The organism is Cupriavidus sp. 05L310 (assembly GCF_056398185.1).
This window is the reverse complement of record NZ_JBFTOX010000075.1, coordinates 1-23,248: the sequence shown is the minus strand read 5'-3', so window position 1 is coordinate 23,248 and position 23,248 is coordinate 1. Positions and strand designations below refer to the sequence as shown.

General features: G+C 65.0%; 23 protein-coding genes. 12 read left to right on the top strand and 11 right to left on the bottom strand.

Annotation, left to right across the window (positions count from 1 at the left end):
• The first annotated feature begins 59 nt into the window (after nt 1-59).
• Nucleotides 60-908 (top strand): PA4780 family RIO1-like protein kinase, encoded by an 849-nt coding sequence (locus tag AC1DS6_RS37225; protein WP_035872477.1) that lies wholly within the window; start codon nt 60-62, stop codon nt 906-908.
• An 80-nt stretch (nt 909-988) separates the two neighbouring features.
• Here the strand turns inward: AC1DS6_RS37225 and AC1DS6_RS37220 are convergent, their stop codons facing one another.
• Complete coding sequence (locus AC1DS6_RS37220) at nt 989-2,122, bottom strand: DUF2855 family protein (protein ID WP_441633976.1); 1,134 nt, start codon at nt 2,120-2,122, stop codon at nt 989-991.
• A 28-nt stretch (nt 2,123-2,150) separates the two neighbouring features.
• Between AC1DS6_RS37220 and AC1DS6_RS37215 the strand changes: the two genes are divergently transcribed.
• Nucleotides 2,151-2,864 (top strand): TetR/AcrR family transcriptional regulator, encoded by a 714-nt coding sequence (locus AC1DS6_RS37215; protein ID WP_441633974.1) that lies wholly within the window; start codon nt 2,151-2,153, stop codon nt 2,862-2,864.
• Here the strand turns inward: AC1DS6_RS37215 and AC1DS6_RS37210 are convergent.
• Nucleotides 2,848-3,486, bottom strand: a complete 639-nt coding sequence (locus tag AC1DS6_RS37210) for a CDGSH iron-sulfur domain-containing protein (RefSeq protein ID WP_441633973.1) — start codon at nt 3,484-3,486, stop codon at nt 2,848-2,850. The two genes, AC1DS6_RS37215 and AC1DS6_RS37210, sit on opposite strands and share 17 nt — an antisense overlap.
• A gap of 259 nt (nt 3,487-3,745) precedes the next feature.
• Between AC1DS6_RS37210 and AC1DS6_RS37205 the strand changes: the two genes are divergently transcribed.
• Nucleotides 3,746-4,201 carry a CBS domain-containing protein gene (locus AC1DS6_RS37205; protein WP_045240429.1) on the top strand — a complete coding sequence of 152 codons (456 nt, stop codon included), beginning with the start codon at nt 3,746-3,748 and terminating at the stop codon, nt 4,199-4,201.
• 295 nt (nt 4,202-4,496) lie between these two features.
• The gene (locus AC1DS6_RS37200; protein WP_441633970.1) at nt 4,497-4,880 is read left to right on the top strand and encodes a hypothetical protein; all 384 of its coding nucleotides are present in this window, start codon (nt 4,497-4,499) and stop codon (nt 4,878-4,880) included.
• A 68-nt stretch (nt 4,881-4,948) separates the two neighbouring features.
• Here the strand turns inward: AC1DS6_RS37200 and AC1DS6_RS37195 are convergent, their stop codons facing one another.
• The 5 genes from AC1DS6_RS37195 to AC1DS6_RS37175 all read right to left on the bottom strand — a co-directional run bounded on the left by AC1DS6_RS37195 (nt 4,949) and on the right by AC1DS6_RS37175 (nt 10,206).
• On the bottom strand, nt 4,949-5,518 hold the full coding sequence (locus tag AC1DS6_RS37195; RefSeq protein ID WP_441633968.1) for an RBBP9/YdeN family alpha/beta hydrolase: 570 nt from the start codon (nt 5,516-5,518) through the stop codon (nt 4,949-4,951).
• A gap of 110 nt (nt 5,519-5,628) precedes the next feature.
• Nucleotides 5,629-6,471, bottom strand: coding sequence for a TauD/TfdA dioxygenase family protein (locus tag AC1DS6_RS37190; RefSeq protein ID WP_441633966.1), 843 nt, complete (start codon nt 6,469-6,471; stop codon nt 5,629-5,631).
• 216 nt (nt 6,472-6,687) lie between these two features.
• Entirely contained in the window at nt 6,688-7,662 is a 975-nt protein-coding gene (locus tag AC1DS6_RS37185) for a quinone oxidoreductase family protein (protein ID WP_441633964.1), read from the bottom strand.
• A gap of 292 nt (nt 7,663-7,954) precedes the next feature.
• Nucleotides 7,955-8,956 carry an AraC family transcriptional regulator gene (locus AC1DS6_RS37180; RefSeq protein WP_441633962.1) on the bottom strand — a complete coding sequence of 334 codons (1,002 nt, stop codon included), beginning with the start codon at nt 8,954-8,956 and terminating at the stop codon, nt 7,955-7,957.
• A 191-nt stretch (nt 8,957-9,147) separates the two neighbouring features.
• Nucleotides 9,148-10,206 (bottom strand): beta-keto acid cleavage family enzyme, encoded by a 1,059-nt coding sequence (locus AC1DS6_RS37175; RefSeq protein WP_441633960.1) that lies wholly within the window; start codon nt 10,204-10,206, stop codon nt 9,148-9,150.
• 288 nt (nt 10,207-10,494) lie between these two features.
• Here AC1DS6_RS37175 and AC1DS6_RS37170 point away from each other — a divergent pair, with 288 nt between their 5' ends.
• The 6 genes from AC1DS6_RS37170 (at nt 10,495) to AC1DS6_RS37145 (ending at nt 18,041) form a co-directional block, all read left to right on the top strand.
• The gene (locus tag AC1DS6_RS37170) at nt 10,495-11,484 is read left to right on the top strand and encodes a Bug family tripartite tricarboxylate transporter substrate binding protein (RefSeq protein WP_441633958.1); all 990 of its coding nucleotides are present in this window, start codon (nt 10,495-10,497) and stop codon (nt 11,482-11,484) included.
• A 65-nt stretch (nt 11,485-11,549) separates the two neighbouring features.
• Nucleotides 11,550-13,265 carry a long-chain fatty acid--CoA ligase gene (locus AC1DS6_RS37165; protein ID WP_441633956.1) on the top strand — a complete coding sequence of 572 codons (1,716 nt, stop codon included), beginning with the start codon at nt 11,550-11,552 and terminating at the stop codon, nt 13,263-13,265.
• A gap of 74 nt (nt 13,266-13,339) precedes the next feature.
• On the top strand, nt 13,340-14,356 hold the full coding sequence (locus tag AC1DS6_RS37160) for an AraC family transcriptional regulator (RefSeq protein WP_441633954.1): 1,017 nt from the start codon (nt 13,340-13,342) through the stop codon (nt 14,354-14,356).
• Nucleotides 14,357-14,840: 484 nt separating this feature from the next.
• On the top strand, nt 14,841-16,331 hold the full coding sequence (locus AC1DS6_RS37155; RefSeq protein ID WP_477104395.1) for an MDR family MFS transporter: 1,491 nt from the start codon (nt 14,841-14,843) through the stop codon (nt 16,329-16,331).
• A 100-nt stretch (nt 16,332-16,431) separates the two neighbouring features.
• On the top strand, nt 16,432-17,070 hold the full coding sequence (locus AC1DS6_RS37150) for a glutathione peroxidase (RefSeq protein ID WP_441633950.1): 639 nt from the start codon (nt 16,432-16,434) through the stop codon (nt 17,068-17,070).
• A 179-nt stretch (nt 17,071-17,249) separates the two neighbouring features.
• Nucleotides 17,250-18,041: an oxygen-binding di-iron domain-containing protein gene (locus AC1DS6_RS37145; protein WP_441633948.1), complete on the top strand. Its 792-nt coding sequence runs from the start codon at nt 17,250-17,252 to the stop codon at nt 18,039-18,041.
• A 9-nt stretch (nt 18,042-18,050) separates the two neighbouring features.
• On the opposite strand, the gene gstA is transcribed toward AC1DS6_RS37145, so the two are convergent.
• The gene (gene gstA, locus AC1DS6_RS37140) at nt 18,051-18,677 is read right to left on the bottom strand and encodes a glutathione transferase GstA (RefSeq protein ID WP_477104394.1); all 627 of its coding nucleotides are present in this window, start codon (nt 18,675-18,677) and stop codon (nt 18,051-18,053) included.
• 137 nt (nt 18,678-18,814) lie between these two features.
• Between gstA and AC1DS6_RS37135 the strand changes: the two genes are divergently transcribed.
• Nucleotides 18,815-19,726 (top strand): LysR family transcriptional regulator, encoded by a 912-nt coding sequence (locus AC1DS6_RS37135; protein ID WP_441633944.1) that lies wholly within the window; start codon nt 18,815-18,817, stop codon nt 19,724-19,726.
• 22 nt (nt 19,727-19,748) lie between these two features.
• On the opposite strand, the gene AC1DS6_RS37130 is transcribed toward AC1DS6_RS37135, so the two are convergent.
• A complete protein-coding gene (locus AC1DS6_RS37130) occupies nt 19,749-20,642 on the bottom strand; it encodes a LysR family transcriptional regulator (RefSeq protein WP_477104393.1) in 894 nt (297 codons plus the stop codon).
• Nucleotides 20,643-20,815: 173 nt separating this feature from the next.
• Between AC1DS6_RS37130 and AC1DS6_RS37125 the strand changes: the two genes are divergently transcribed.
• Entirely contained in the window at nt 20,816-21,763 is a 948-nt protein-coding gene (locus tag AC1DS6_RS37125) for an NmrA family NAD(P)-binding protein (RefSeq protein ID WP_441637656.1), read from the top strand.
• A 12-nt stretch (nt 21,764-21,775) separates the two neighbouring features.
• Here the strand turns inward: AC1DS6_RS37125 and AC1DS6_RS37120 are convergent, their stop codons facing one another.
• A complete protein-coding gene (locus AC1DS6_RS37120) occupies nt 21,776-22,246 on the bottom strand; it encodes an isochorismatase family protein (protein ID WP_477104392.1) in 471 nt (156 codons plus the stop codon).
• A gap of 83 nt (nt 22,247-22,329) precedes the next feature.
• Nucleotides 22,330-23,067 carry an aspartate/glutamate racemase family protein gene (locus tag AC1DS6_RS37115; protein WP_441637652.1) on the bottom strand — a complete coding sequence of 246 codons (738 nt, stop codon included), beginning with the start codon at nt 23,065-23,067 and terminating at the stop codon, nt 22,330-22,332.
• Nucleotides 23,068-23,248 lie beyond the last annotated feature (181 nt).

Genomic DNA, 23,248 nt, shown 5'->3' with positions numbered 1-23,248 from the left:
CCGATGCGCGGATGTGGGGTGCGTACAGGCATGGCGCATGGCCATTGCCGCGCATCCCGATGAAAACGCCTAAGCGGCTGCAGCCGCTGGTCGAGGACGGCCTGGTCGACGAAGTGGTGCGCCAGCTGATGAGCGGCAAGGAAGCCACGGTCTACGTCGTGCGCTGCGGCGGCGAGATCCGTTGCGCCAAGGTCTACAAGGATGCCGCGCAGCGCAGTTTCCGGCAGGCCGCGACTTACCAGGAAGGGCGCAAGGTCAAGGGCAGCCGGCAGGCGCGCGCCATGGAAAAGGGCACGCGCTACGGGCGCAAGGTGGCCGAGGAAGCCTGGCACAACGCCGAGGTGGATGCCTTGTACCGCCTCGCCGCCGCGGGCGTGCGGGTGCCCAGGCCGCATCTGTGCTTCGAGGGCGTGCTGCTGATGGAACTGGTGGTGGATGCCGATGGCAATGCCGCGCCGCGCCTGAACGATGTGGCGCTGAGCCCGGAGCTGGCGCTGGAGTTCCACGCGGCGCTGATCGGGCAGGTGATCCTGATGCTGTGCGCCGGCGTGGTGCACGGCGACCTCTCCGAATTCAATATCCTGGTGGATGCCGAGGGGCCGGTCATCATCGACTTGCCGCAAGCGGTGGACGCCGCCGGCAACAACGATGCCAGCGTGATGCTGGAACGCGATGTGGACAACCTCGCGTTCTACTTCGGCCAGTTCGCGCCGGAACTCAACGATACGCAGTACGGCAAGGAGATCTGGGCGCTTTACCAGGCCGGCCTGCTGCATCCGGGCGTGAAGCTGACGGGGCGGGTCGAGGTGGATGACCGGCCGGTGGATGTGGAAGCCGTGCTGCAGGAAGTGGAAGACGTGCGCCTGGAAGAAGAGGCGCGCCAGCGGTACCTGCAGAGCGCGGAGTGACGGGGGGGTGATCGTGGCGCGGCGAGCCCGATGTTCGTCCGCCGCGCCTCCCCGGCCCATCGCATATCAGTGCACCGGCATCATCCGATCCGCACTACATACCCCTCTTTGGGCTCGCTCCCACTTGCCACCAGGCTGGCGATCCTCTCCTGCGCCGCGCCGAAGCCCTGCTCTTCGATCAGCGACAACCAGCCGTTGCCCGGCGCCTTCACGTGATCGATAAATGCGCGTTGCGCCGCATTGAAGCGCTGGTTCACGCCTTCGGGCCCCCAGTCGGCATTGCGCTTGCGGATTTGCACCGGCGCGAAATAGAACTCGGGCTTGGGTCCGGGCAGGCCGGTGTCGCGCAGGAAGTCCGTGTTCTGCGCCGAGCCGGCGAAGCAGTCGTACACCAGCGCGCTGCCGAAGTGGTGATGCACGCGCGCGCGCAGCGCTTCGTCGCCCGAGAAGTCCACATAGAGCGTGGGCTCGTCGTTGGCAAGCGTTTCCAGCGTGTCGTAGCTGACCACTTCCGCGTAGCAGCCCAGGCCCTCGACGAAGGGGCGGTTGCGCCCGGAGGTGATGGCCGCCAGCGAGATGCCGGGGAGGTCGCGCAGGCAGAAGGCGGTGCCGTAGGCCGTCTTGCTGGAGGCACTGGATACCACCAGCCGGGTCGCGCCGAAGAAGCGGTTGTCCTCAAGGAAGTCGGCCAGCATGAACGACGTGATGAACAGAGGCCGGTACAGCATCTGGTAGTTTTCCAGCTCCGGCGCGTAGGCGGCGTCGTTGACCACGCGGGTGTACTGGTTGTAGGCGGAGGTCAGCGGCCTGCGATGCTCGCTGCCATCGTAGAAGCCGCGCACGGTGACGCGCTCGGGCTGCATGCGGATATGGCTGGCGATAGGGAAATAGCCATAGAAGCGCTCGCCCGCCTCCACGCCGGGAACGCCGCTGGCGACCACGTCGGCGAAGCCCCACACCGGCATGTGTCCCCATTCCTCTTGCCCGGTGGGAAAGAACTGCCAGTAGTTCATGGCGTCGCCGAAGGCGGCGTAGGTGATGTTGTTGGTGGTGAGCGCGAAGCGGTCGATCTTCAGCAGGACTTCGCCGGGGGCGGCGTCGATGCGTTCCTGGCGCGCTTCCAGCCGGCTTTCGTTTAGGGCATGCTTGCGAGTCAGCAGGCGGATTACCCTGAGCGATTGTTCCGCATTGTCGCCTTGGCCCGTGTGTTCCATCTTGTCTCCTTAATTACCGTCGAGGTCGATGCCACCAATGTATCGCCGCAAGCCGGCCGCCGGGTTCGGAAACGCGGGTGCCGCGTCCGATGCGGCGCCAGCGCCGGCCAGGCCGCTGAAACGCCCGTCGCAGCGACGCGCACGCTTTACCGTGAACGCCATTTACGAGGCTTTTGTTCGGATATGGCGCGTGCGCGGCTGGGACGGCGTGACCACGCGCGCGGTGGCGCTGGAAGCCGGTTGCTCCGTGGGTACCCTGTACGAGTACTTCCCCAACAAGGAGGCACTGCTCTCCGGCTATGTGCGGCACACCATCGAGTCGATGCTGGCGCGCATCGACGCCGAGGCGGTGAACGCGGCCGGGCTGGACTGGGCCACGCGCATCCGGCGCCTGGTGCGGCTGACCTGTGGCGCGGACGATGCCGCGCTGGAGGGTTTCGAGCATGAGATGCTGATGCTGGAGGCGCGCATCGCCGAGACCAAGCATCATCGCCGCGTGTTCGACGAGTTGTGCGCGACCTGGCAGCAAACGCTGGCGGCATGCCCGGATCTGCCGCGCGCGCCGGATGCCGCCACCGTGCAGAGCCTGCTGCAAGCGGTCTGGGGTGCGCGCCGCTATCGGCTCTTGCTGCAGGCCGACGAGTCATCGCGGGCGGCGTGGGTGACGCAGATGGAGCGGCTTTGCCTGCTGGCGCTGGGAGATGCGCCGCCGCTTGGCGCCGATGTTACTGATCGCTCCTGAACCCCACCTTCTTGTGCGTGCCGTCGCAGAACGGCTTGTTGCCCGAGTGGCCGCAGCGGCATAGCCAGGCCTCGGTCATGCGGTTGACGGTTCTGCCGGTGCCGCTGATGACTTCGAGATTGCCCTTGATGCGCAGCGGTCCGTTGGGAATCGGGTGGATATCGAGCGGCCCGTCGCGTTGCGCCAGCGGCGCCGATTCCACGGTGGCGGGCTCGCCGCTGGCGGTGAAGCCCGCGCCGGCGTGGCTGGTGTCGCAGAAGGGCTTGTTGCGCGACGCGCCGCAGCGGCACAGCGTGAGGCGAAAGCCGGCGGGCTGGCCGTCAATGGCGATGGCGGCGCGCAGCGCCAGCGGGCCGTTCTCAAGCACGCGCGCCACGTTGACCAGGGGCGCGGCCTCGCCCGGGGAGTCGTCGCGGGTCTGGTAGCCGATCGCGCCTGACGGACAGTTGTGCGCGATCTCGGCGATTTCCTCGGCGGTGGCGTTGTCCGGATGGATCCACTGGCCCTCCACGCCGGGTACGAAGACGTCCGGGCGGTCCAGCGTACAGTGGCGCGAATGGATGCAACGGCTGTCATCGAAGAGGACGATGACGCGCTTTCCGGCAACGGACTCGGTGGCCATGGCTGGCCCTCCTGCGCAGTGCGCGCGCCATATAGCGCGCTCCCTCTCCTTTATAGCGCCTGCCGGCGGGTTTGCGCAGCGCTTTTCGGCAGCTTTGTCTTTTTACAAAGATTCGTGTGCGTCACCCTGTAAGGCGCGCGCGGGGGATGCTAATCTGAAAGCTACAGGCAGCGGCGCACGCGCAGGTGCCCTGTCAGGCGCTCCCGCTATTCCGCGCGGGTCTGGTTTGCAATCCTTTGGGATCGAACAAGGAGTGGGTATGAAAACTGCAAGGCAGGTTCTTGAGTCCAAACCAACCCAGGCTATCTACAGTATTCCTCCCGGCGCCACGGTTTATGCCGCGCTGCAGTTGATGGCGGAGAAAGGCATCGGCGCGCTGCTGGTGATCGAGCGCGGCGAGAGCCAGATCGTCGGCATCCTGAGCGAGCGGGACTATGCGCGCAAGGTGATCCTGATGCAGCGCACGTCGCGGGAGACGTTTGTGCGCGACATCATGACGTCGGCGGTGATTTATGTGCGGGGGGATCAGAGTACCGATGAGTGCATGGCGTTGATGACCCAGCATCGGTTGAGGCACTTGCCGGTGATGGATGGGGACAAGCTGATCGGGATGTTGTCGATCGGGGATCTGGTGAAGGATATTATTTCGGAGCAGAGGTTCATTATTGAGCAGCTGGAGCATTACATTACGGGGACCGCGCATCCGCAGGTTTAATTGGAGGCTGGCCGAGGGCAATGTCAAAGGCTTGACGTAAACGACAGTTTCACGCCCCCTGTGGGGGGCGGCTTACTTCTCGTCTTGCCAGGACAGTGAGGGAAATCCCTCGGCGCGGGCGTTCCCCTTGGCAGCCTGGATCTGCTGTCCAGGCGTGGCCAACCGGGAGCGTCAGCGAAGCGTTCAACAAAGGCGTATTCTTTGAATACGGTGCCGGATGCAACGCGCGGCCAGGCTGGCAAGATGGCCTTCAGGACGTTTTCAGTCACGGCACAAAATGTACCGCGGTGGCGACATGAAGCGTGTTCACGCACTGATTGTGACTTGCGCCATGTTGGTCGCCTGTGTATCGACGGGCATCGACGTGAAGCAGGAGCAATTGTCGGACTTCATGCTCGGTTTCTCCACCCTTGACGACGTGACGGCGCAGCTTGGGGCGCCTACATCCCAGGCGGCACTGAATAACGGATCAACGATACTGATCTATTCATTTGCGACCTCCCACACCCACCCTGAGAGCTTTATTCCGTTCATTGGTCCGCTCTTTGCCGGAGGGGAGATCAGATCGTCCACGGTCCTTTTCGAGTTCGACGAGAACGGTGTCCTCAGGAGTCAACGCAGGGCAACGTCGAGTGGTGTTTCAGGGTTGAGCGTATTGCCTCCCGGCATGCTGCAATAGGCGCTTGCCGTCATGGAATGGTCCGCGCAGGCTTCACTGCATCTGACAGCTGAAGCCCATCCAGCTGCTTAAAACTCCCGAATCAATGCCTCTGCCATCGGCCACGCGCCATATCCATCGGCCGGCGAGAGATGGCCAACTTCGCCGGCGTCGACGAAGCGGCTGCCCCAGGCCTGCGCGAGCTCGCGGATTCGCTCGAACTCACCGATAGGGTCGTTGCGGCTGCCGACTACGATGCTTGGAAACGGCAGGCGCTCGCGCGGCACCGGTGTCCAGCCATTCGTTGCCAGCGTCTGCGGATCGGAGTAACCGGCCGGCAGCGGCGTGTCGTAATCGGGGGGCGCGGCCAGCAGCGCCCCCTTGATTTCGCGCTTCGTTTGCTGTGCCCAGTGAACAGTGATCAGAACCCCGACGCTATGGGCAACCAGGATGATCGGGCCATCGATGCCGCTCACGACGCGATCGAGGTTGGCTACTCGCGCGCTGCACAGCCTCTTGTCCTGGTCGATCTGGGGCACGATGTGCGCCGCGCCTCCAATTTCCTGAATACGCTCAGCCAGCAGCGTTTGCCAGTGATCCGGCATGTGATCGCGAAGGCCAGGGACAATCACAACCGTGGGCAGCTTTCTGGAGGTCATGGATCCGGGTTCCTCGTTAAGTTTGGATGTCTTGCCGAAGCCGCCATCCAGAATCAAGCAGTGGCGAGCCGTCGAGCGTGGGGACGCGCCGGACGGCGCGCGCGACATCTTCAGAACGGACGATCGCCCTTGATGGTGGCGCGCTCCATCCTGCGCGGCGCCGGCCAGTAGTCGCTGACCGCGTAGTGCTGTGTCGCCACGTTGTCCCAGATAGCGACACTGTTCGGCTTCCAGCGAAAGCGCACCTGGTACTCCGGAATCGCCGCCTGGCTGAGCAGGTAGTTCAGCAGCAGGCTCGCGCCCGGGGTCTTGTCCTGCCCGACGCGCACATTCTCCGGTGTATGGTAGTTGATGAAGTGTGTCGCGAACGGCCCCACGTACAGGATCTTTTCTCCCGTCTCAGGGTGCGTCCTGACCACCGGGTGGTCCACCAGCGGGTTCTTCCGCACCAGTTCCTCCCGCTCCTCCGTCGTCATGATCGCGCCAAACGAATGCTCGATCCCGTGCTTGGCACGCAGGCCCGCAATCTTCTGCTTGATCTCTTCCGGCAAGTTCTTGTACGCGTCCACCATGTTCACCCAAATGGTGTCGCCACCCACCTCCGGACACGAAATGCAGCGCAGCACCGCGCCCTTGGGCGGGCTCGCCCGCCACGACGCATCGGTGTGGTAGGTGTTCTCGAAGTGGTCCCGCTTGTCACTCTTGTAGATCTCGATCAGGCCAGGGTATCCCGGCACCGTATTGTTGACAGGGTGGTCTTCCAGGTCACCGAAGCGCCTGGCGAACGCAACATGGTCGGCGCGTGTAATGTCCTGGTCCCGGAAGAACAGCACCCGGTGCTTCAACAGTAGTGCCTTGATCTCGGCGAACAGCGAATCGTCCCGCGCCACATCGGCGAGACTCACACCCGACAGTTCGGCACCAATCGAGCAGGTGAGCGGATTGATATGCATGGCGAATTTTCCTTTGGCGTATGAGTTTGACAGGCCCGCCAGCGGGCAGCGGATAGCTTGGATTTGATTGTCGGCACTAGCCGCCTCACGCGCTTGACCCATCGCGCCACAATTTGGCGAGTCGCGCCAATGCCCTTTCAGGGGCCAATTCGAGCCAATTCGCGCGGGTGGGGATTCGTGGCCTGGCGATCAGTGGCAACTGGCCAGTTTCACCAGTTAATCGGCAATGAGCACGATCTTGCCCATGTGCTGGCCGCTCGCGATGTACGCGTAGGCGTCGGCGATCGAATCCATCGGGAAGGTTCGGTCGATCGGGAGGCGGAGCTTGCCTTTGCGGAAAAACGGCAACAGGTCGCGTGCGCATGCCTGGATGCAATCGAGACGTTCCTGCTCGGTGCGCGTGCGGAACGTCGCACCGATCAGCTTCAGGCGATTCAGCCACAGCAGGTTGATATCGACCTGTGCAGTGCTAGCCCCACCCAGTCTCGCGAGATTGACCAGGCGCCCCTTTACCGCGAGGCTCTTGATGTGGTCCTCGAATACCGTGCCGCCGATGGTATCGATGATGACGTCCACGCCACGCTTGCCGGTGGCCGCCATGATGGTTTCCACTTGCGAATCACGGGATGCATTGATGCCAGCGTCCACCCCGAAGCCCGCCAGGCGGTCCAGCTTTGCCGCCGACCGCGACGAGGCGATCACAGGGCTGGCACCCAGTGCGGCCGCAATCATGATGGCGGCCATGCCCACACCGCCGGAGGCGCCATTGATAAACACCGATTGGCCTGCTTTCAGTTCGCCGTTGGTGATCAGCGCGTCATGGGCGGTGATGAACACATTGGGAAAGGCGGCCGCATCGATCCACGAGACATCCTCCGGGACCGGCATCAGCGCCAGCGGGGCGGCGACAACATATTGTGCGTGGCAGCCGCGGCCATGGCCCATCACCCGGTCGCCTTCACGCCAGCCGCCGACCTGCTCGCCGACGCGGACGACCTCGCCCGCAAACTCGACGCCAGGGGTCATCGGGTTGCCAGCCCGATGCTCCCGCATGTACTTGATCTCGCCAAAGTTGATGCCCGACGCAAAGACCCGGACCAGCACTTCATTGGGACCCGGATTCGGAACGGGAATATCCTGCACCTCGAGCCGGCCACCGTCGGCGCCTGGTATTACGCGTACTGCTTTCATCCTGTCTCCTGTTTAATGGCCCAGGAGACCAGACAAATGCACGGCCATCGCTCCTGAGCCCTGACGCTCAGGGATTCTCGGCAGTTCCACCCTCGGCCGCTTGACGGGACGCGCCACAACTTGGCCAATCGTGACAGCCATGCACGGGTGGGACCCGAGCAGCCGTCAGTCAGATGGCGGGCATGGATGGCGAGTCTTGATGGTGAGTATCGATGGGTGGTGGCTGGCCCGGGGTATCGATGCGGATCAGCCGCTCAGGGGGAGGGCCACAGTAGTGACAAGGCCCGCCCGGTCACACGAGCAAGTCGCCTCGCCAGCGAGTCGGCGACTTGCCAAATTGCGCGCTGAACCAGCGAGAGAAGGTACTTACCTCGGAGAATCCAACCAGGAGCGCGACCTGGGACACGGGATATCGCTGGTCCCCAAGGTAGCGGATGGCCAGGCTGCGCCGGACCTCGTTCACCAGGGAGGAGAACTCTTCGCCTTCCTGTTCGAGCCGGCGTTGCAGCGTGCGGGCGCTCAACCCGAGCTTCTCGCCGACCTTGTCAATGCCGCTTCGCCCCTGCGGCAAGAGCAGGTGGACCGCGCGGCGCACATTGGACGCCATGGAAACCTGTCTGCCGAGCAAATTCTGGTCGAGCAACTCCTTGGCGTAGCGGGATAGGTTCACGTCGCCCAGCGGATTGCGCCGGTCAAGGTCCTGACGGTCCAGGATGATGCCGTCAAAGTCGCAGCCAAATTCGACTCTCGTGTCGAACAGCCGATGGTGGATATGAAGACTTGCGGGCGCGAGATGCGAGAAGTGTACGCTGCGCGGCTTCCACCTTCCCCCAAGCATCGATTTCATCAGGCACAGCAGCGCGCCGACCGAAAGCTCCACAGGCTGCCTGCCAGGATTCGGCCTTTCCGTAATCAGCTGCTGATGGACGATGGCGATATCATCGATTTCCTCAACGTGGACGGTAACGGATTCGCTCAGCAGGTGACGATACGTCTCCAACTGCCCCAGTGCATGACGCAGCGTCGGCTGGTGCTGGAGCAGCAGGCTGACGGGACCGAAATCGGACAGCCGCCAGGCTTCGGCCATCAGCAGGCCGACGGAAGTGCAACTGGACGCCTGCTCGGTGGATTCGAGCACCTTTGCCAGCCATGACTCCGGAACATGCAGGTCCGGCGAAAGGATACAAGACCGGTCGGCCCCGACGTGGTGGATCATGCGCTCCGGGTCGACACCCAAGGTCCGGGCAATCTCGGAGTACTTGACCAGGAGGGCGCTGCGAATCAGAGTACTCATGTGATCACTCGGGCGAATCCTTTGGCGGCTGAATCCTTGGCCGCCCAGGCGAGGAGCTACTGCGCATACAATTCATCACTGGCCGGCGGCGCGGCGTTGCAGCCGCGTTGTTGCCGCTGACGGTATCCAAGCGTACGGGCCGTGTCAAGCCTGCTATATCTTAGTAGTTGGCCCGTCGCCCGGACCCGCGCTCAGAACGTCTTGCGCAGGAAGCCCTGGTTGCCGCCGTTGCGATTTGGCGCGAAACCGTTCTCCTGCAGGGATTCCTCCACCGTGTCGTAGAAAACACCGATCCTGGAGATCTCGCGCGCCTGCTTCGCGGTGGCGATCTCGCGGCCGAACTCGCGCGAGATGCGCACCAGTTGCTCGATCTGCTTCACGGTGCTGATTTTCTCCGTGCGCGACTGGTTCCACAGGCAGTCCTCGGTGCCGCAGCGCACGTGCAAGCCCATGGCAATTCCCATCATGTTGACCGGCAGCACGTTGCGCACGTTGCTTTCCACCGTGACGACCGCGCCATCGGGCACCGCGCGCATGAAGTTGCCGAGGCTGTAGACATTGGGCGTATCCATGCCGCCGGCGATGGCCACCCAGTTCATGACCAGCGGGCCCTTGTAGAAGCCGCGGCGCATCAATCGCTCCACCGACTCGAAGCTGTTGAGGTTGTAGCACTGGAATGCACTCTGGATGCCCTTGGCCGTCAGGCGGCGGACGTGCTCCTCCACCCATCCTGGCTGCGCAGGCACTGTCATTTCCTTGTAGGCGCCGAAGATGGCAGGGTTCGCGCGCGAGGTGCCCGCGAAATCCGCATCCTCGGCCTGATCGGTGACGTTCATTTGCGAGGTGTTGACGGTCACCGTGACCTGGTCCGGCGTGGGCTCCAGGTCGGCCAGCATGTGGCGGGTATCGTCAGACAGCCACTTGGCGGCCTGGCCATCGTTCTCGGGGGCGAAGGAGATGGAACCGCCGACCTGGATGATCATCTCGGGCACCGCCTTGCGCACGCCGGCGATCAGTTCGTTGAACTTGGACAAGCGCTTGCTGCCCCGGCCATCGAGTTCACGCACGTGCAGGTGCAGCACCGTGGCACCGGCGTTGTAGCAGTCCACCGCCTTCTGGATCTGGTCTTCCATCGTGACCGGGATGTCCTCGGGAAAGTCGTCAGGCAACCAGCCGGGTGCATAGGGCGCGGCCGTGATGATCAGGGGCTGCTGGTTTTCGGGGAAGAAGTGGCCGTCGAGGAAATTCATGGTGGTTCTCCAGGGGGAAGGGCTGCTATCGGTTTGGTCCCCTGAGTATCTTGGGCACAAGCCATTCCCGCTTGCTAATCCGGGACATTCAATTGCTTACTTGGGACAAGGGCCAGCCGGCACACCGGTTGTCGCGATCCGCAAGATTCTGTCGTGCGATGCAAAGCGCCCGGATGAGCGAGCCCACTAGAATTTGCCCGAAGGCCATATCAGAGCCGGGCCGCAGCATCGAAGCATGCCGGTTGGCCCAGGAGCCAAGAGACTCTACCAACACAACTGGAGCGAGACATGCGCATCCCCCTGATTGCACGCCAGACGCTGGCGCTCGCGATTGCAGTCGTCCCACTGCTGTCGACCGCGCCAGCGGCGAATGCCGCCGAGTGGCCGGCCAAGCCTGTGCGGATCATCGTTGCCGCACCGCCGGGCGGCACGGCCGATATCGTGGCGCGCCTCTTCGCGAATGCGCTGCAAAGCCCGCTTGGACAGACCGTGATCGTCGACAACAAAGCCGGCGCGGCGGGAACCATCGGCGTCCACGGCCTGCTGTCGGCGCCACGGGACGGATACACATTCCTGCTGATTCAAAAGGGCATTGCCTCGGAAGTGCCCCACGCCATGCATGTGTCTTACGATCCGTTCAAGGACATTGTTCCGATTGCGCAGCTTACCCGGCAGGGTCTCGTGCTCATCGGCCATCCCGGCCTGCCCGCGAAAAACCTCGGGGAACTGATCACGTATGTCAAAGCGAATCCGGGTAGGGTCGACTATGCGAATTTCGGTGTCGGCCTGCGTGGCCAGACCATCGGCGTGCAATTCAATCGCCTTGCCGGACTGACGACGGGCACCGTGAGCTACAAGGGGTCGCCGCCTGCGCTGCAAGACGTGATGGGGGGGCACGTTCCGCTCATGTTCGACGGTCCGGCAACTTCGCTTCCGTTCATCAAGTCAGGAAAGCTCAGGGCATTTGCCATTGCCTACCCCAAGCGGATCCCCGCGCTGCCTGATCTTCCGACCTTCGCCGAACTGGGATTTCCCGACCTCAAGGAGGTCAGCTGGATGGCGCTCTGGTCGGCGCCGGGCGTACCGCCAGCCGCGGTGGCCAAGATGCGCGACGCCACGCTCAAGGCGATGCAATCGCGCGAGATCCGGCAGAAGATCGAAGACCTTGGCATGGAAGTCGGTTCACCGGCTACCAGCGAAGAGCTTTCCGTAGACGTGCGCGAATCCTACGAACGGCAGGGCAAGCTATTGCGCTCGATCAACTTCAAGCCCGAATGAAGATCCAGACGCGGCAGCGCTGGCGGGGGCTCAAGCAGAGTGTCAAGAAAGAGGGGGAGTAAGCGATGTTGCACGCAAGGCCGGATTTTCCACCGGCGCACGTAAATTCCGGTAAGGGGTCGGACGGGATTGTGTCGCCGGAAACGTCCATCTGGTACAACCTGGAAGTCACCACGCGGCGTTTTCCCGGCAAGACCGCAATCCATTGCCATGGCCATGCGGTGAGCTTTCGCGATCTGCATGCGCAAGCGATGGCCATTGCGGGATGGCTTCAGCACGAAGCCGGCGTCAGGAAAGGCGACCGGGTGTTGCTGTATATGCAGAACTGCCCGCAGTTCATCGTCGCCTACTACGCCATCCTGCGTGCCGGAGCGGTTGTCGTGCCGGTCAACCCAATGAACAAGGCCGACGAATTCCGTCATTACGCTACGGATAGCGCGGCCCGGGTGGTCGTGTGCGCCGCGGACGCCTTCGATACAGGGATTAGCGCGGACCTGCTGTCGGCTGGCCAAATTCAATGCGTGCTGATGACCCGCTATGCGGCGGACCTGCTTGCTGCCGATGCAGCCCCCGAGCCTTCGCTGCCGGCGTGGATGACGGCGCAGTACGAACAGCCTGCGTGGGCTGCCGGCAAGGTGTCGCTTTGGTCTGACGCGCTCGCAGCGGGCTGCGTCCCCGCACGAGATGACGCCGAAGCCGGCGACATGGCTGTCATGCCCTATACCTCTGGCACCACGGGCGCGCCCAAAGGGTGCATCCATACGCATCGATCCGTCATGCATAACGCGATCGGCAATGGCATCTGGTCGGCATGCGAGGCCGGATCGGTCGTCCTTTCGGTATTGCCATTGTTTCACGTGAGCGGCATGCAGCATGGCATGAACGCACCGATCTATTGCGGGGCTACTATCGTGATGCTGCCACGCTGGGATCGCGAGGCCGCGGGCCGGCTTATCTCGCAGCATGGCGTTACCCACTGGATGGGCAATCCAACCATGGTGATCGATCTCCTTGCAAGCGCGAATCTCGAGCAATTCAATCTCACAACCCTGCGCCACGTTGGGGGCGGAGGCGCGGCCATGCCGCAAGCGGTCGCAGAACGTCTGAAACAACAGTTCGGGCTCAGTTACCTGGAAGGATACGGGCTGTCGGAAACAATGGCCGCAACACACAACAATCCGAGCCATCGGCCCAAACAGCAATGTCTCGGTTTGCCGACCTTCAATACGGAAGCCCGCGTAATCGACCCGACGACGCTCAAGGTATTGCCGGTCGGCGAAGTCGGCGAGATCATCGTCAGCGGACCGCAGGTGTTCAAGGGCTATTGGGGAAAGCCCGACGCTACACGGGATGCCTTCATCGAACTGGAAGGACGAACCTACTTCCGGACCGGCGATCTGGGCACCGTGGATGGGGATGGGTACTACTTCATCACGGATCGCCTCAAGCGGATGATCAACGTGTCCGGCTTCAAGGTATGGCCCTCGGAAGTCGAGAACCTGTTATACAAGCACCCCGCTGTACAGGATGCCTGCATCATCGGCACCCATGACGCCTATCGCGGGGAGACAGTAAAAGCCCTGGTGGTGCTCAAATCCACCGCGAAGGACACGACGCCGGAAGAGATCATCGATTGGGCCAGGAAAAACATGGCAGCCTACAAGTATCCACGCGTGGTGGAATTCGTCGATGCGCTGCCCAGGTCCAGCACGGGCAAAGTGATGTGGCGACAGCTGCAGGAGCTGGAAAAAAGCCGTAGCGCGGCCAGTGGAAAGTCATAACGCAACGAGCAATGCGCAGCAAGTGCAGCAGGTGCGGCGCATCGTCGGGGTGCGCCGAGGCATTGGCGGAACCTATGCAACACGTCGGTAAACTGATTCGCAGTGCCAGCCTGAACGGCTACATCGAGCTGGTGGAGTCGCTCGGGCGCGATCCCCACGCCTTCCTGCGAGGGGTGGGGCTGTCGGCGCGGCTGCTCGAAAATCCCGAGACGCCAATCCCCAGCCACGCCGTGCGCGAATTGCTCGAAGTCACCGCGCGCGCCACCGGCGTGGAAGACCTTGCCCTGCGCCTGGCGGCGCGGCGCACCTTCTCCAACCTGGGGCCCATCAGCCTGGTGCTGAAGGAAGAGCCGACCCCGCGGCAGGCGCTCGACACCTTGTGCCGCTACCTGAAACTGCTTAGCGCTACGCTGATCACGCGTATCGAGGACGCCGGCCAGTCCGTCATCATTCGTGAAGAGCTTCTGCCCAGCCCCGGACTGGCCACGCGGCAGGCGATGGAACTGGCGGTCGGCGTGAAATTCCGCATTCTGCGCGAGCTGATCGGTCCCAAGTGGCGGCCGCTGGAGGTTTGCTTCACGCATCGCCCGCCGGTCGATGCGTCGGCGCACCGCGCCTTCTTCGGGCGCAGCCCGATGTTCAATCAGCCATTCAACGGCCTGGTCTGCGCGGCGGCCGATCTGCAGATGCCGCGCACGCCCGACAATCCGGGCGCCGCGCGCTTCGCGCGGGACTACCTGGAGGCGGCGCTGCGGCACCGCGATGAAGGCGTCCGCGAATCGTGCCGGGAGCTGATCCTGGCCTTGCTCCCGGGAGGACGCTGCACTACCCAGCAGGTGGCGCATCTTCTGCGCGTCGATCGCCGCACGCTGCACCGCTACCTCAGCGCGGAAGGGCTGACATTCTCAGTCCTGCTCAAGCAGGTGCGCTCGGAACTGGTGATGCGCCACCTGCAAGAGAGCGACCTGCCGATCGGCGAGGTCGCCGGGCTGCTGGGCTTTTCCGCGCAGAGCAGTTTCAGTCACTGGTTCCACGCCGCCTTTGGCTGCAGCGTCTCGGACTGGCGCAAGCGGGTGGCTGCCGGGGCGTGACCACCGCAGGCGCCGCTTATGCTGGAACGGGTACGGCAAAAAAATGCCAGCGCCTTTCCGCATGCGGCTTCTCGCCAATTTCCTGTCCGATAGCGGGGAGAACGGGAAAAAAGCACCCATGATCCGGCAAGACGCTCACGCCACGCCGCATCACAAACCAACTTAGCCCCGCACTCGATATTCAGTCTCCGCATATAATTATGCGTTCACTGAATTGGCCCTTCCCGAGCCGCCCATGTGGCCTCTGCTGCTACCGGCAGCACCTCCGTCGCGCAGCACTGGGTACGCGTTCAATCAGCTGAATTCAATCTTGTGGCCATGTTCCACGCTGTAAGCGGACAAAGAGTGTGACTTGTTTGCCGTTGGGCGCAACGCTGGCTACTCATGCTTACGTGCCGGCTGCCTTTCGATGTCTGTTTCCGCTTCGCCTTCTTCCTCCGTTGCCACTCCTGTCCCTACCCCTACCCTGAGCCACCAGGCCATCATGCGCGTGATCGGCGGGATCGTCCTGTGCATCCTGCTGGCGGCACTGGACCAGACCGTGGTGATCCCGGCCGTGCCGGCGATTGCCAACGACCTGAACGGCTTTGGCCACCTGTCGTGGATCGTGACGGCCTACCTGATCACTTCCACGGTTTCCACGCCGCTGTACGGCAAGTTGTCCGACACGTACGGCCGGCGGCGGCTGCTGATGCTGGCGATCGCGCTGTTCATCCTGGCTTCGGTGGCGTGCGCGATGGCGGCCTCGCTGGAGCAGTTGATCCTGTTCCGCGCGCTGCAGGGCATTGGCGGCGGGGGCCTGATGTCGCTGGCGCAGGCGGCCATTGCCGATGTGGTGGCGCCGCGCCAGCGCGGGCGTTACCAGGGCTACCTGGCTACGGTGTGGGCGGTGGCTTCCATCGCCGGTCCGCTGGTCGGCGGCTGGACTTCGGATCATCTCTCGTGGCGCTGGCTGTTCTGGATCAATGTGCCGCTGGGACTGCTGGCGATGTTCATGTGCCATCGCGGCCTGAGCCAGTTGCAGGCGCGCGGCGGCGCCGCGCGGGTGGACTGGGGCGGCGCGTTGCTGCTGACCGTTTCCATCGTGGCCTTCCTGCTGGCGATGAGCTGGGGCGGCGATGTCTATGCCTGGCTGTCGCCGGAGATCGCCGGCCTGGCCCTGCTGGCAGTGGCGGCAACGGCCGCGCTGGTCTGGCAGGAGCGCCGCGCGGCGGATCCGATGTTGCCGCCGCGGCTGTTCCGCAACCGCGCCTATGTGCTGGGCGTGGCGGCGTCCGCGATGGCGGCGCTGAATATCTTCCTGTGCATCTTCGCCTTGCCGCTGCATTTCCAGCTGGTGCGCGGCGCCGATGCTTCGGAATCCGGCCTGCTGGTGGTGCCGTTCCTGCTGTCCACGGTGGCGGGCAACTTTATCGTGGCCGGGCTGGCGCCGCGCCTGGGGCGGATGCGCGGCATCCTCACCGGCGGTTTCATCGCGGCGGCGCTTGGCCTGCTGGCGCTGGTGGCGGTATCGCCCGGCACGCCGCTGGTGCTGGTGCTGCTGGCGATGACGGTGGCCGGCGTGGGGCTGGGCATGGCGATGGTGGGCACCCTGATGACGGTGCAGAACGTGCTGGAGCGCCGCGATACCGGCGCCGGCACCGGCGCGCTGCTGGTGCTGCGTTCGCTCGGCAGCGCCTTTGGCGGTGCGCTGGCCGGCACCTTGCTGACGCTGGAGTTCCGCAATGCGCTGCAGGCTTCCGGCGTGAGCCAGGTCCTGGACCTGGGCGCGCTGCGCCACGGCAGCGAGGCGCTGGCCCATCTTTCGCCCGCGGTGCGGGACGTGCTGACGGGCGGCGTGGAGTCGGGCTTCCAGCTGATCTTCGCCGTGGGCGCCGTCGCCGCCCTGCTGGCGCTGGCGATCGTGCGCCGCATGCCGGACGTGGAACTGCGCAGCAGCGTGACCGAGCACGCGGCCACGCTGGCGATGGAGTAAGCGGGCGGGAGGCGGCACGGGCCGCGTCCGGCACAACGCCCGCATCCAACCGGCGGCCAACGGCGTAGACTACGGACAGACCACTTCTGGAGTCCCGTTCATGCGCCGTCTTCCCGTTCAACGCTCACGCGCCTTGCAACGTACCGCCTTGACTGGCGCGTTGATCCTGGCCGGCGCCGCAGCTGTCGTCGCCACGCCGCGTCTCGCGCGGGCCGCGGATGCCCCGGCCGCCGGCGCGGCGAAACCGGCCGGCGCCTGCCCGGCATCGCTGAACTTCAAGTTCCCCCGCTTGCAGGACGAGGCACCGCAGGACCTCTGCCAGTACGCCGGCAAGGTCGTGGTGGTGGTCAACACCGCCAGCTACTGCGGCTTCACCCCGCAGTACGAAGGGCTGGAGGCGCTGTACGCCAAGTACCGCGAACGCGGGCTGGTGGTGCTGGGTTTCCCCTCGAACGATTTCTCGCAGGAGCCCGGGTCTTCCAAAGAGATCGCGGACTTTTGCTACAACACCTACGGCGTGAAATTCCCGATGCTCGGCAAGTCGCATGTGCGCGGCAGCGATGCCAACCCCATGTACGCGCTGCTGGCCAGGCAGTCAGGCACCACGCCGAAGTGGAATTTCTACAAGTATGTGATCGACCGCAATGGCCAGGTGGTGGGCAGCTATAACAGCATGACCAAGCCGGACGACCGGCAGTTCGTCGGCAAGATCGAGCAACTGCTGGACGGCGCGCGCTAGGCAATCGGCGCCGTTCCAGAGCGGTGCCCGCAGGCGCGGGTACGGGAACGGCGCGCCTCTCCGCCCTCCGGCGTGACCGGACCCGCTGCATCGGGGACCGATTCGACCACTAATTGACCGGCGTCAAGCCGCGCAAGCGCCGCCATCGCTACTTTCGCCGCTTTGGGGAGAGACAGACGATGGCCATCACGCTATACGACGCCGGCGGGCATACGTGCCTGCTGTTTTCCGACCTGGTCGAGGAAGAGCACGGCGAGGTGGTGCAGACCAACCAGTTCCTGATCGTCGATCACGGCCACGGCGCGCTGATCGATCCCGGCGGGCACATGACCTACGGCGAGTTGTACCTTGCCATCAGCCGCTACTTTCCGCCCAAGCAGCTCGACTACGTGCTGGCCTCGCATGCCGATCCGGATATCGTCGCCTCGCTCGGGCGCTGGCTTACCGCCTCCGGCAGCCGCATCCTGATCTCGCGCGTGTGGGCGCGCTTCCTGCCGCATTTCTGCCAGGCCGGCAAGACGGAAGGGCGCATCGTCACCATCCCCGACGCCGGCATGCCGGTGCCGCTGGGCAACTGCACGCTGCTGGCGGTGCCGGCGCATTTCCTGCACTCGGAAGGCAACTTCCAGTTCTACGATCCGGTCAGCAAGATCCTGTTCTCCGGCGACCTTGGCGCGGCCATGACCAGCGCGCGGGAGGCGGGCACGGTGGTGGAGGATTTTGCCGCCCACACGCACGCCATGCTGCCGTTCCACCAGCGCTATATGAGCGGCAACCGCGCCTGCCGGCTGTGGGCCAATATGGCGCGCGAACTGGATATCGAGTGGATCGTGCCGCAGCACGGTCCGTCATTTCGCGGCAAGGCCATGGTGGCGCAGTTCATCGACTGGGTGTCGACGCTCGAGTGCGGGCTGGACCTGCTGAGCCAGGACAATTACAGGCTGCCGCCCTTCGCCGCCGCGGCAGCCTGATCCGCGCCATCAGTCGCGCGCCAGCCCTTCGGCCACCAGCGCCTCATGCACCTTGGGGCGCGCCGCCACGCGCGACAGGTAGGACTGCAGCGCGGGATAGGGGTTGAGCGGCATGTGGAGGATATTGGCCCAGTTGACGATGGCGAAGCAGTAGGCGTCGGCCACGGTGAACTGCCTGCCGGCCAGGAAATCGCGGGTGGCCAGGTGCTTGTCGAGTTCGGCGAAGCGCGTGGCCACCTTGGCCATGCATGCCTCGCGCGTGCTCTCGGCGGTTTCCTTGTGCCACAGCCACGGGCTGAAGACCTTGTGCAGCTCGGTGGAGACCAGCGTCAGCCAGCCCACCGCTTCCAGGCGCTCCCTGGTGCCGGCGGCCGGCAGCAGCGCCCTGGCCGGAGCGAGGTCCGCCACGTATTGCAGCAGCGATGCCGCCTCGGTATGGCGCGAGCCGTCGTCCAGCTGCAGCAGCGGCACATAACCGCGCGGGCTGACCGCGTAGAAATCATCGCTGCCGTGCTCCGGCTCGGCCAGCTTGTGCGTGGCCAGGTCGACCTTGGCGAGGGTGAACGGCAGGCCGGCTTCGCGCAGCGCGATATGGACGGCCAGCGAGCAGGCGCCAGGGGTGTAGTAGAGCTTCATCGGGTTGTCCTTGGAGGTGGAATGGTTCGGCGTTTCGGGTTTCGCCGCCACGGCTTGTGGTGGCTGTGCAGGCAGTCTAGGATTGCAGTGATGCAATCACAATGCGTATGAGCGCAAGTCATGACTGCAAATTTGCAATGAACATGCCATATCAACTCTCCTCTCCCGACCTGGACATCGTGCTTGCGCTGGTACGCGGCGCCACGCTGGCCGAAGCCGGGCGCCGGCTCGGGCTTGATGCCTCCACGGTGTTCCGCGCGCTGCAGCGCATCGAGAAAGGCCTGGGCCGGCGCCTGTTCGAGCGCAGCCGCTCGGGCTACCTGGCAACGGAACTGGCGCAGCAGTTCGCCCAGCATGCCGAGCGCATCGAGGCCGAGCTGGAAGCGGCGCGCGCGCATGCCTCGGTAACGGCGGGCACGGTATCGGGCCTGGTGCGTATCACCACCACCGATACCGTGCTGCACGGCATGGTGCTGCCGGCGCTGGCGCCGCTCGGCCGCCGCCATCCGGGGCTGAGCTTCGAGCTGATCGCCACCAACGAGCTGGTCAGCCTGACCAGGCGCGATGCCGACATCGCCGTGCGCGCCACGCGGCGGCCGCCCGATCACCTGATCGGCAAATGCCTCGGCCGCTTGCGCGTGGCGGTGTTCGTATCGCGCGAACTGGCCGAGTCGGCTGGCGTGCCGGTCCCGGAGCCGGGCGCGCCGTTCGACGCGGCCGCGCTATCCGCCCTGCCCTGGATCGCGCCCGATGAGGCCATGCCCGATCACCCTTCGGTGCGCTGGCGGCGCAAGCACCTGCCGCGGGTGACGCCACAGTACCGCGTCAACAGCATTGCCGGCGTGGTGGAAGCGGTGGAGGCCGGACTTGGTGCCGGCGTCGTCTCGCTGATGATGGGCCGGCGCAGCGGCAAATTGGTGGCGCTCAGCGGCCCGCTGGACGAGTGCGAGACGGACCTTTGGCTGCTGACGCATCCCGAGTCGCGGCATCTGCGACGCATCGCCACCGTGGTCGGCCATCTTGCGGAGCATGTCAGGCTCGACGATTGAGACGGGCCACGCTCCCTGCGGCTTACGCCGATGCCAGCGCGGCGGGAATGGCGCTCGCGAGAAAATCGTAGACCGCGCGGATGCGCGCGCTGCCGCGGATCTCCCGGTGCACGGTGAGCCAGACCGGCAACGGCGGGATCGTCAGCTCCGGCAGCACGATCCGCACGCGCGGATCCCCGGCGGCGATATAACGCGCGGCAAAACCCACGCCCAGTCCGGCGCGGATCGATTGCCACAGCACGATATCGTCGTCGCTGCGCACGCCGAACGCCTCGCGCGAGACCTCGACGCCCATGGCGCGGAAGCCGCGCAGGATGGTGTCCTCGCGGTCATAGCCCACCAGTTCGTGGCGCAGCAGGTCCTGCGGCGTGCGCGGCACGCCCTTGCGGCGCAGGTAGTCGTCGTGGGCGCAGGCGCACAGCGGCACGCTTGCCACCTTGCGCGCGATCAGCGAGGCCTGGCTGGGCCGCACCATGCGGATGGCGATATCCGCCTCGCGCCGCAGCAGGTTGCTGACTTCGTTGGACGACACCACCTCGATGGCGAGCTGCGGCTCGCGCAGGCGCAGGTCCGCCAGCAGCGGTGGCAGCAGGAAGCTCGCCACCGCGCGGCTGGCCGACACGCGCACGCTGCCCGCGATGCCCGCCTGGCCGCGCGCCAGCGTGCGCGCCACCGCATCGGCGCCCTGCTGCATGGTGCGCGCATGCCCGGCGATGGCGCGCGCGGCGTCGGTGGGCTGCAGGCCGTGCCCGGTGCGCTCGAACAGCGGCACGCCGAGTTGCGCCTCCAGTTGCGCCACATGCCGCCCCAGCGTGGGCTGGCTGCTGGAAAGCCGCCGCGCCGCGCCCAGCAGGCTGCCGTTTTCCATCACCGCCAGGAAGGAGCGCATCAGCGCCCAGTCGAATTCTTCGGCCATGTCCTCTCTCTTTCCCTGCCGCTCTCGGTATTCAAAAATGAATTCGTGAGTTACCAGATCATGCAATTGTGAGGCAGCGGGGAATTGCCCACAATGGTCTTCATCGGGCCTGCCTGTCAGCCACGCCATCCCGGCGGGCTGCGCGGGACGGGCGGCAGAGCAAGGAGAACATCGTGAGCGAAACCGTATTGATCCTCGGTGCCAACGGCCGGCTCGGCCGCACCCTGGAGGATGCCTTTGCCGCCGCCGGCTGGAGCGTGCTGGCGCAGGCGCGCCGCCCGCTGGCCGGCGCCGTGCCGCAAGGCGTGCGCAGCCTCGCCATCGACGTGGCCGACACCGCGCAGTTGAGCGCCGCCGCGCGCGGCGCCAGCGTGGTGGTGAACGCGCTGAACCCCGTCTACACGGAATGGGAGCACCATGCCGAAGCGCTCGCGCGCAGCGCAATGGATGTGGCGCAGGCACTGGGCGCTCTGCTGCTTTTCCCTGGCAACGTCTACAACTACGGCGAATCCATGCCACCGCTGCTGCGCCCCGGCACCGCCGAGCGTCCCGGCACGCGCAAGGGCCAGATCCGTTGCCTGATCGAAGCGGCCATGCGCAAGCGCGCCCCGGCGCTGCGCAGCGTGGTCATCCGTGCCGGAGATTTCTTTGGCGGGCCGGGGCGCGGCTCATGGATGGACCTGGCGATCGCCAAATCGCTCGATCAAGGCAAGGTCGTCTACCCAGGTCCGCGCGACCGCGCGCACGCCTGGGCCTACCTGCCCGACCTGGCGCAGGCATTCGTTGCCGTGGCGCAGCGCCAGGCGGACCTGCGCGGCCATGCCGTACTGCATTTCGCGGGGCATACGCTGACGGGCGAGCAACTGGTGAGCGCGCTGGCGGAAGCCAGCGGCATGCAGCAAGCGCCGCGCGTGGGCGGCATGCCCTGGTGGCTGATCCGCGCCGGCGGCGCGGTAGTGCCGATGTGGCGCGAACTCGCCGAGATGGCCTACTTGTGGAAGGTGCCGCACGCGCTCGACGGCACCGCGCTGCAAGCGCTGGTGGGCGAATTGCCGCGCACGCCGCTCAGGCAGGCGCTGCGCGAGAGCCTTGGCGAACTGGGTTTGCGGGTGGCGGCCTGAGGGCGGTAAGTGTTATTGCGCCATGGCCTCGGCGCGCGTAATGACGCTGCCGAAATGATGCCGCCACAGCTTTACGCCCAGCGCGCCGGAAGGATCGAGAGATGAACCTACGGTGAGATCGGAAAGCAGCGTGGGCTGCAGCCCGGCATCGAACAGCGCGAATCCCGCCGCCAGCACGCATGTCTCCGTCTGTATGCCGGCGACAAGCAGCCGCTCGGGCGCCAGCTCACGCAGATATGCGATCGCATCGCCGGACGGAAGATAGCCATGTTTCACAAACACGCGATCCGCCGGAATCAGGGGCGCATCGCCGGTGCCCGGCGCCCAGCCAAGCTGGCGCATGAATGGCGTGCGCGCTTCGTCATGGTGCTCCACGGTCGCCACCGAGGGCATCCGGCCCACCAGTGGCAGCAGGCCATCGATCAGCCATTGCGGCGGCGAGAAGGTGGGCTGGACATCGACGATCAACAGGGCTTGTCGCAAGGTACTCTCTCCGGCGGTCGCATCGGAATGCTTGGCCGACGAATTATAAGAGATGACCGAGACAGCCCCGTCCAGCGTCACAGTTAATCCAGCATCGCCGCCAGCGTCGGCGGCAACCCGTGATTCGGCTTGCGCGGAGGCCGCGCGAAGCTGCCCTCGGCGGCACCGACAGGCGCCAGCGCGATCAGGCTCTCGCAATGGCGGATCGCGCTCGACACGCCATCCACCACCGGCACCGGAATCCGGTCCTTGAGCGTGCGCGCCAGTCCGGCCAGCGGCGCCCCTGCCACGATGATCACATCAGCGCCATCCTCCCGCACCGCCTTCAGGCTCAGTTCCTCCAGCCGCGCCGCATGATCCTCCTGCACGCTGCCGATATCGCGCAATGGCTGTTGCAACGAACGCACGCTGGCCAGCCGCGAAGTCAGCCCATTCGCCGCGACGCACTCGCGATACCAAGCCTCGATCCGATGCGAGATCGCGATAATGGAAAAACGCCGCCCGAGCAGGCAAGCGCTAGCCAGCGCCGCCTCCGTCATGCCCACCACCGGCACATTGAACAATTCCTTCAGCCCCGCCAGCCCCGGATCGCCAAACGCAGCCACCACCAGGCCATCGAACTGCCCCTGATGCTCCGCCGCCACGCAAGCCGTAGCGTAGCCCCCCACCAGCGCCTCGAAACGCGTCTCGATATAAGCCACGCCAAACTGCGCCGTCGCCATCGTCAGCGAAGTACCAGGCGAAGCCGTACGCGCAGCTTCCGCGCGAATCAGCTCGGTAACGCTCTCGGAAATATTAGGATTAACAACAAGAATACGCATGATCAAATCCGGAAAAATGCACCGCCTGTAAGGCCCCCAGGGGCCACCTATCACGCGATGCGAAGCGAGCCGTCAAGGTGTACCAGGCCGTATGGGGCGCCTCGTCGTCAGGCAAAAAGAGCGGAAAAGAGGGGGCCATGTTTGAGTATCGCCTTAAGGCGATGCGAGTTTGGCCCCCGGC

Excerpts from the sequence above, each read along its gene's own strand:
- AC1DS6_RS37215 (WP_441633974.1), top strand. The coding sequence starts at position 2,151 with ATGCCACCAATGTATCGCCGCAAGCCGGCCGCCGGGTTCGGAAACGCG.
- AC1DS6_RS37170 (WP_441633958.1), top strand. The coding sequence starts at position 10,495 with ATGCGCATCCCCCTGATTGCACGCCAGACGCTGGCGCTCGCGATTGCA.
- AC1DS6_RS37190 (WP_441633966.1), bottom strand. The coding sequence starts at position 6,471 with ATGCATATCAATCCGCTCACCTGCTCGATTGGTGCCGAACTGTCGGGT.
- AC1DS6_RS37220 (WP_441633976.1), bottom strand. The coding sequence starts at position 2,122 with ATGGAACACACGGGCCAAGGCGACAATGCGGAACAATCGCTCAGGGTA.
- AC1DS6_RS37180 (WP_441633962.1), bottom strand. The coding sequence starts at position 8,956 with ATGAGTACTCTGATTCGCAGCGCCCTCCTGGTCAAGTACTCCGAGATT.
- AC1DS6_RS37165 (WP_441633956.1), top strand. The coding sequence starts at position 11,550 with ATGTTGCACGCAAGGCCGGATTTTCCACCGGCGCACGTAAATTCCGGT.
- AC1DS6_RS37175 (WP_441633960.1), bottom strand. The coding sequence starts at position 10,206 with ATGAATTTCCTCGACGGCCACTTCTTCCCCGAAAACCAGCAGCCCCTG.
- AC1DS6_RS37205 (WP_045240429.1), top strand. The coding sequence starts at position 3,746 with ATGAAAACTGCAAGGCAGGTTCTTGAGTCCAAACCAACCCAGGCTATC.
- gstA (WP_477104394.1), bottom strand. The coding sequence starts at position 18,677 with ATGAAGCTCTACTACACCCCTGGCGCCTGCTCGCTGGCCGTCCATATC.
- AC1DS6_RS37195 (WP_441633968.1), bottom strand. The coding sequence starts at position 5,518 with ATGACCTCCAGAAAGCTGCCCACGGTTGTGATTGTCCCTGGCCTTCGC.
- AC1DS6_RS37200 (WP_441633970.1), top strand. The coding sequence starts at position 4,497 with ATGAAGCGTGTTCACGCACTGATTGTGACTTGCGCCATGTTGGTCGCC.
- AC1DS6_RS37225 (WP_035872477.1), top strand. The coding sequence starts at position 60 with ATGAAAACGCCTAAGCGGCTGCAGCCGCTGGTCGAGGACGGCCTGGTC.
- AC1DS6_RS37185 (WP_441633964.1), bottom strand. The coding sequence starts at position 7,662 with ATGAAAGCAGTACGCGTAATACCAGGCGCCGACGGTGGCCGGCTCGAG.
- AC1DS6_RS37130 (WP_477104393.1), bottom strand. The coding sequence starts at position 20,642 with ATGGCCGAAGAATTCGACTGGGCGCTGATGCGCTCCTTCCTGGCGGTG.
- AC1DS6_RS37135 (WP_441633944.1), top strand. The coding sequence starts at position 18,815 with ATGAACATGCCATATCAACTCTCCTCTCCCGACCTGGACATCGTGCTT.
- AC1DS6_RS37145 (WP_441633948.1), top strand. The coding sequence starts at position 17,250 with ATGGCCATCACGCTATACGACGCCGGCGGGCATACGTGCCTGCTGTTT.
- AC1DS6_RS37160 (WP_441633954.1), top strand. The coding sequence starts at position 13,340 with ATGCAACACGTCGGTAAACTGATTCGCAGTGCCAGCCTGAACGGCTAC.
- AC1DS6_RS37115 (WP_441637652.1), bottom strand. The coding sequence starts at position 23,067 with ATGCGTATTCTTGTTGTTAATCCTAATATTTCCGAGAGCGTTACCGAG.
- AC1DS6_RS37210 (WP_441633973.1), bottom strand. The coding sequence starts at position 3,486 with ATGGCCACCGAGTCCGTTGCCGGAAAGCGCGTCATCGTCCTCTTCGAT.
- AC1DS6_RS37155 (WP_477104395.1), top strand. The coding sequence starts at position 14,841 with ATGCGCGTGATCGGCGGGATCGTCCTGTGCATCCTGCTGGCGGCACTG.
- AC1DS6_RS37150 (WP_441633950.1), top strand. The coding sequence starts at position 16,432 with ATGCGCCGTCTTCCCGTTCAACGCTCACGCGCCTTGCAACGTACCGCC.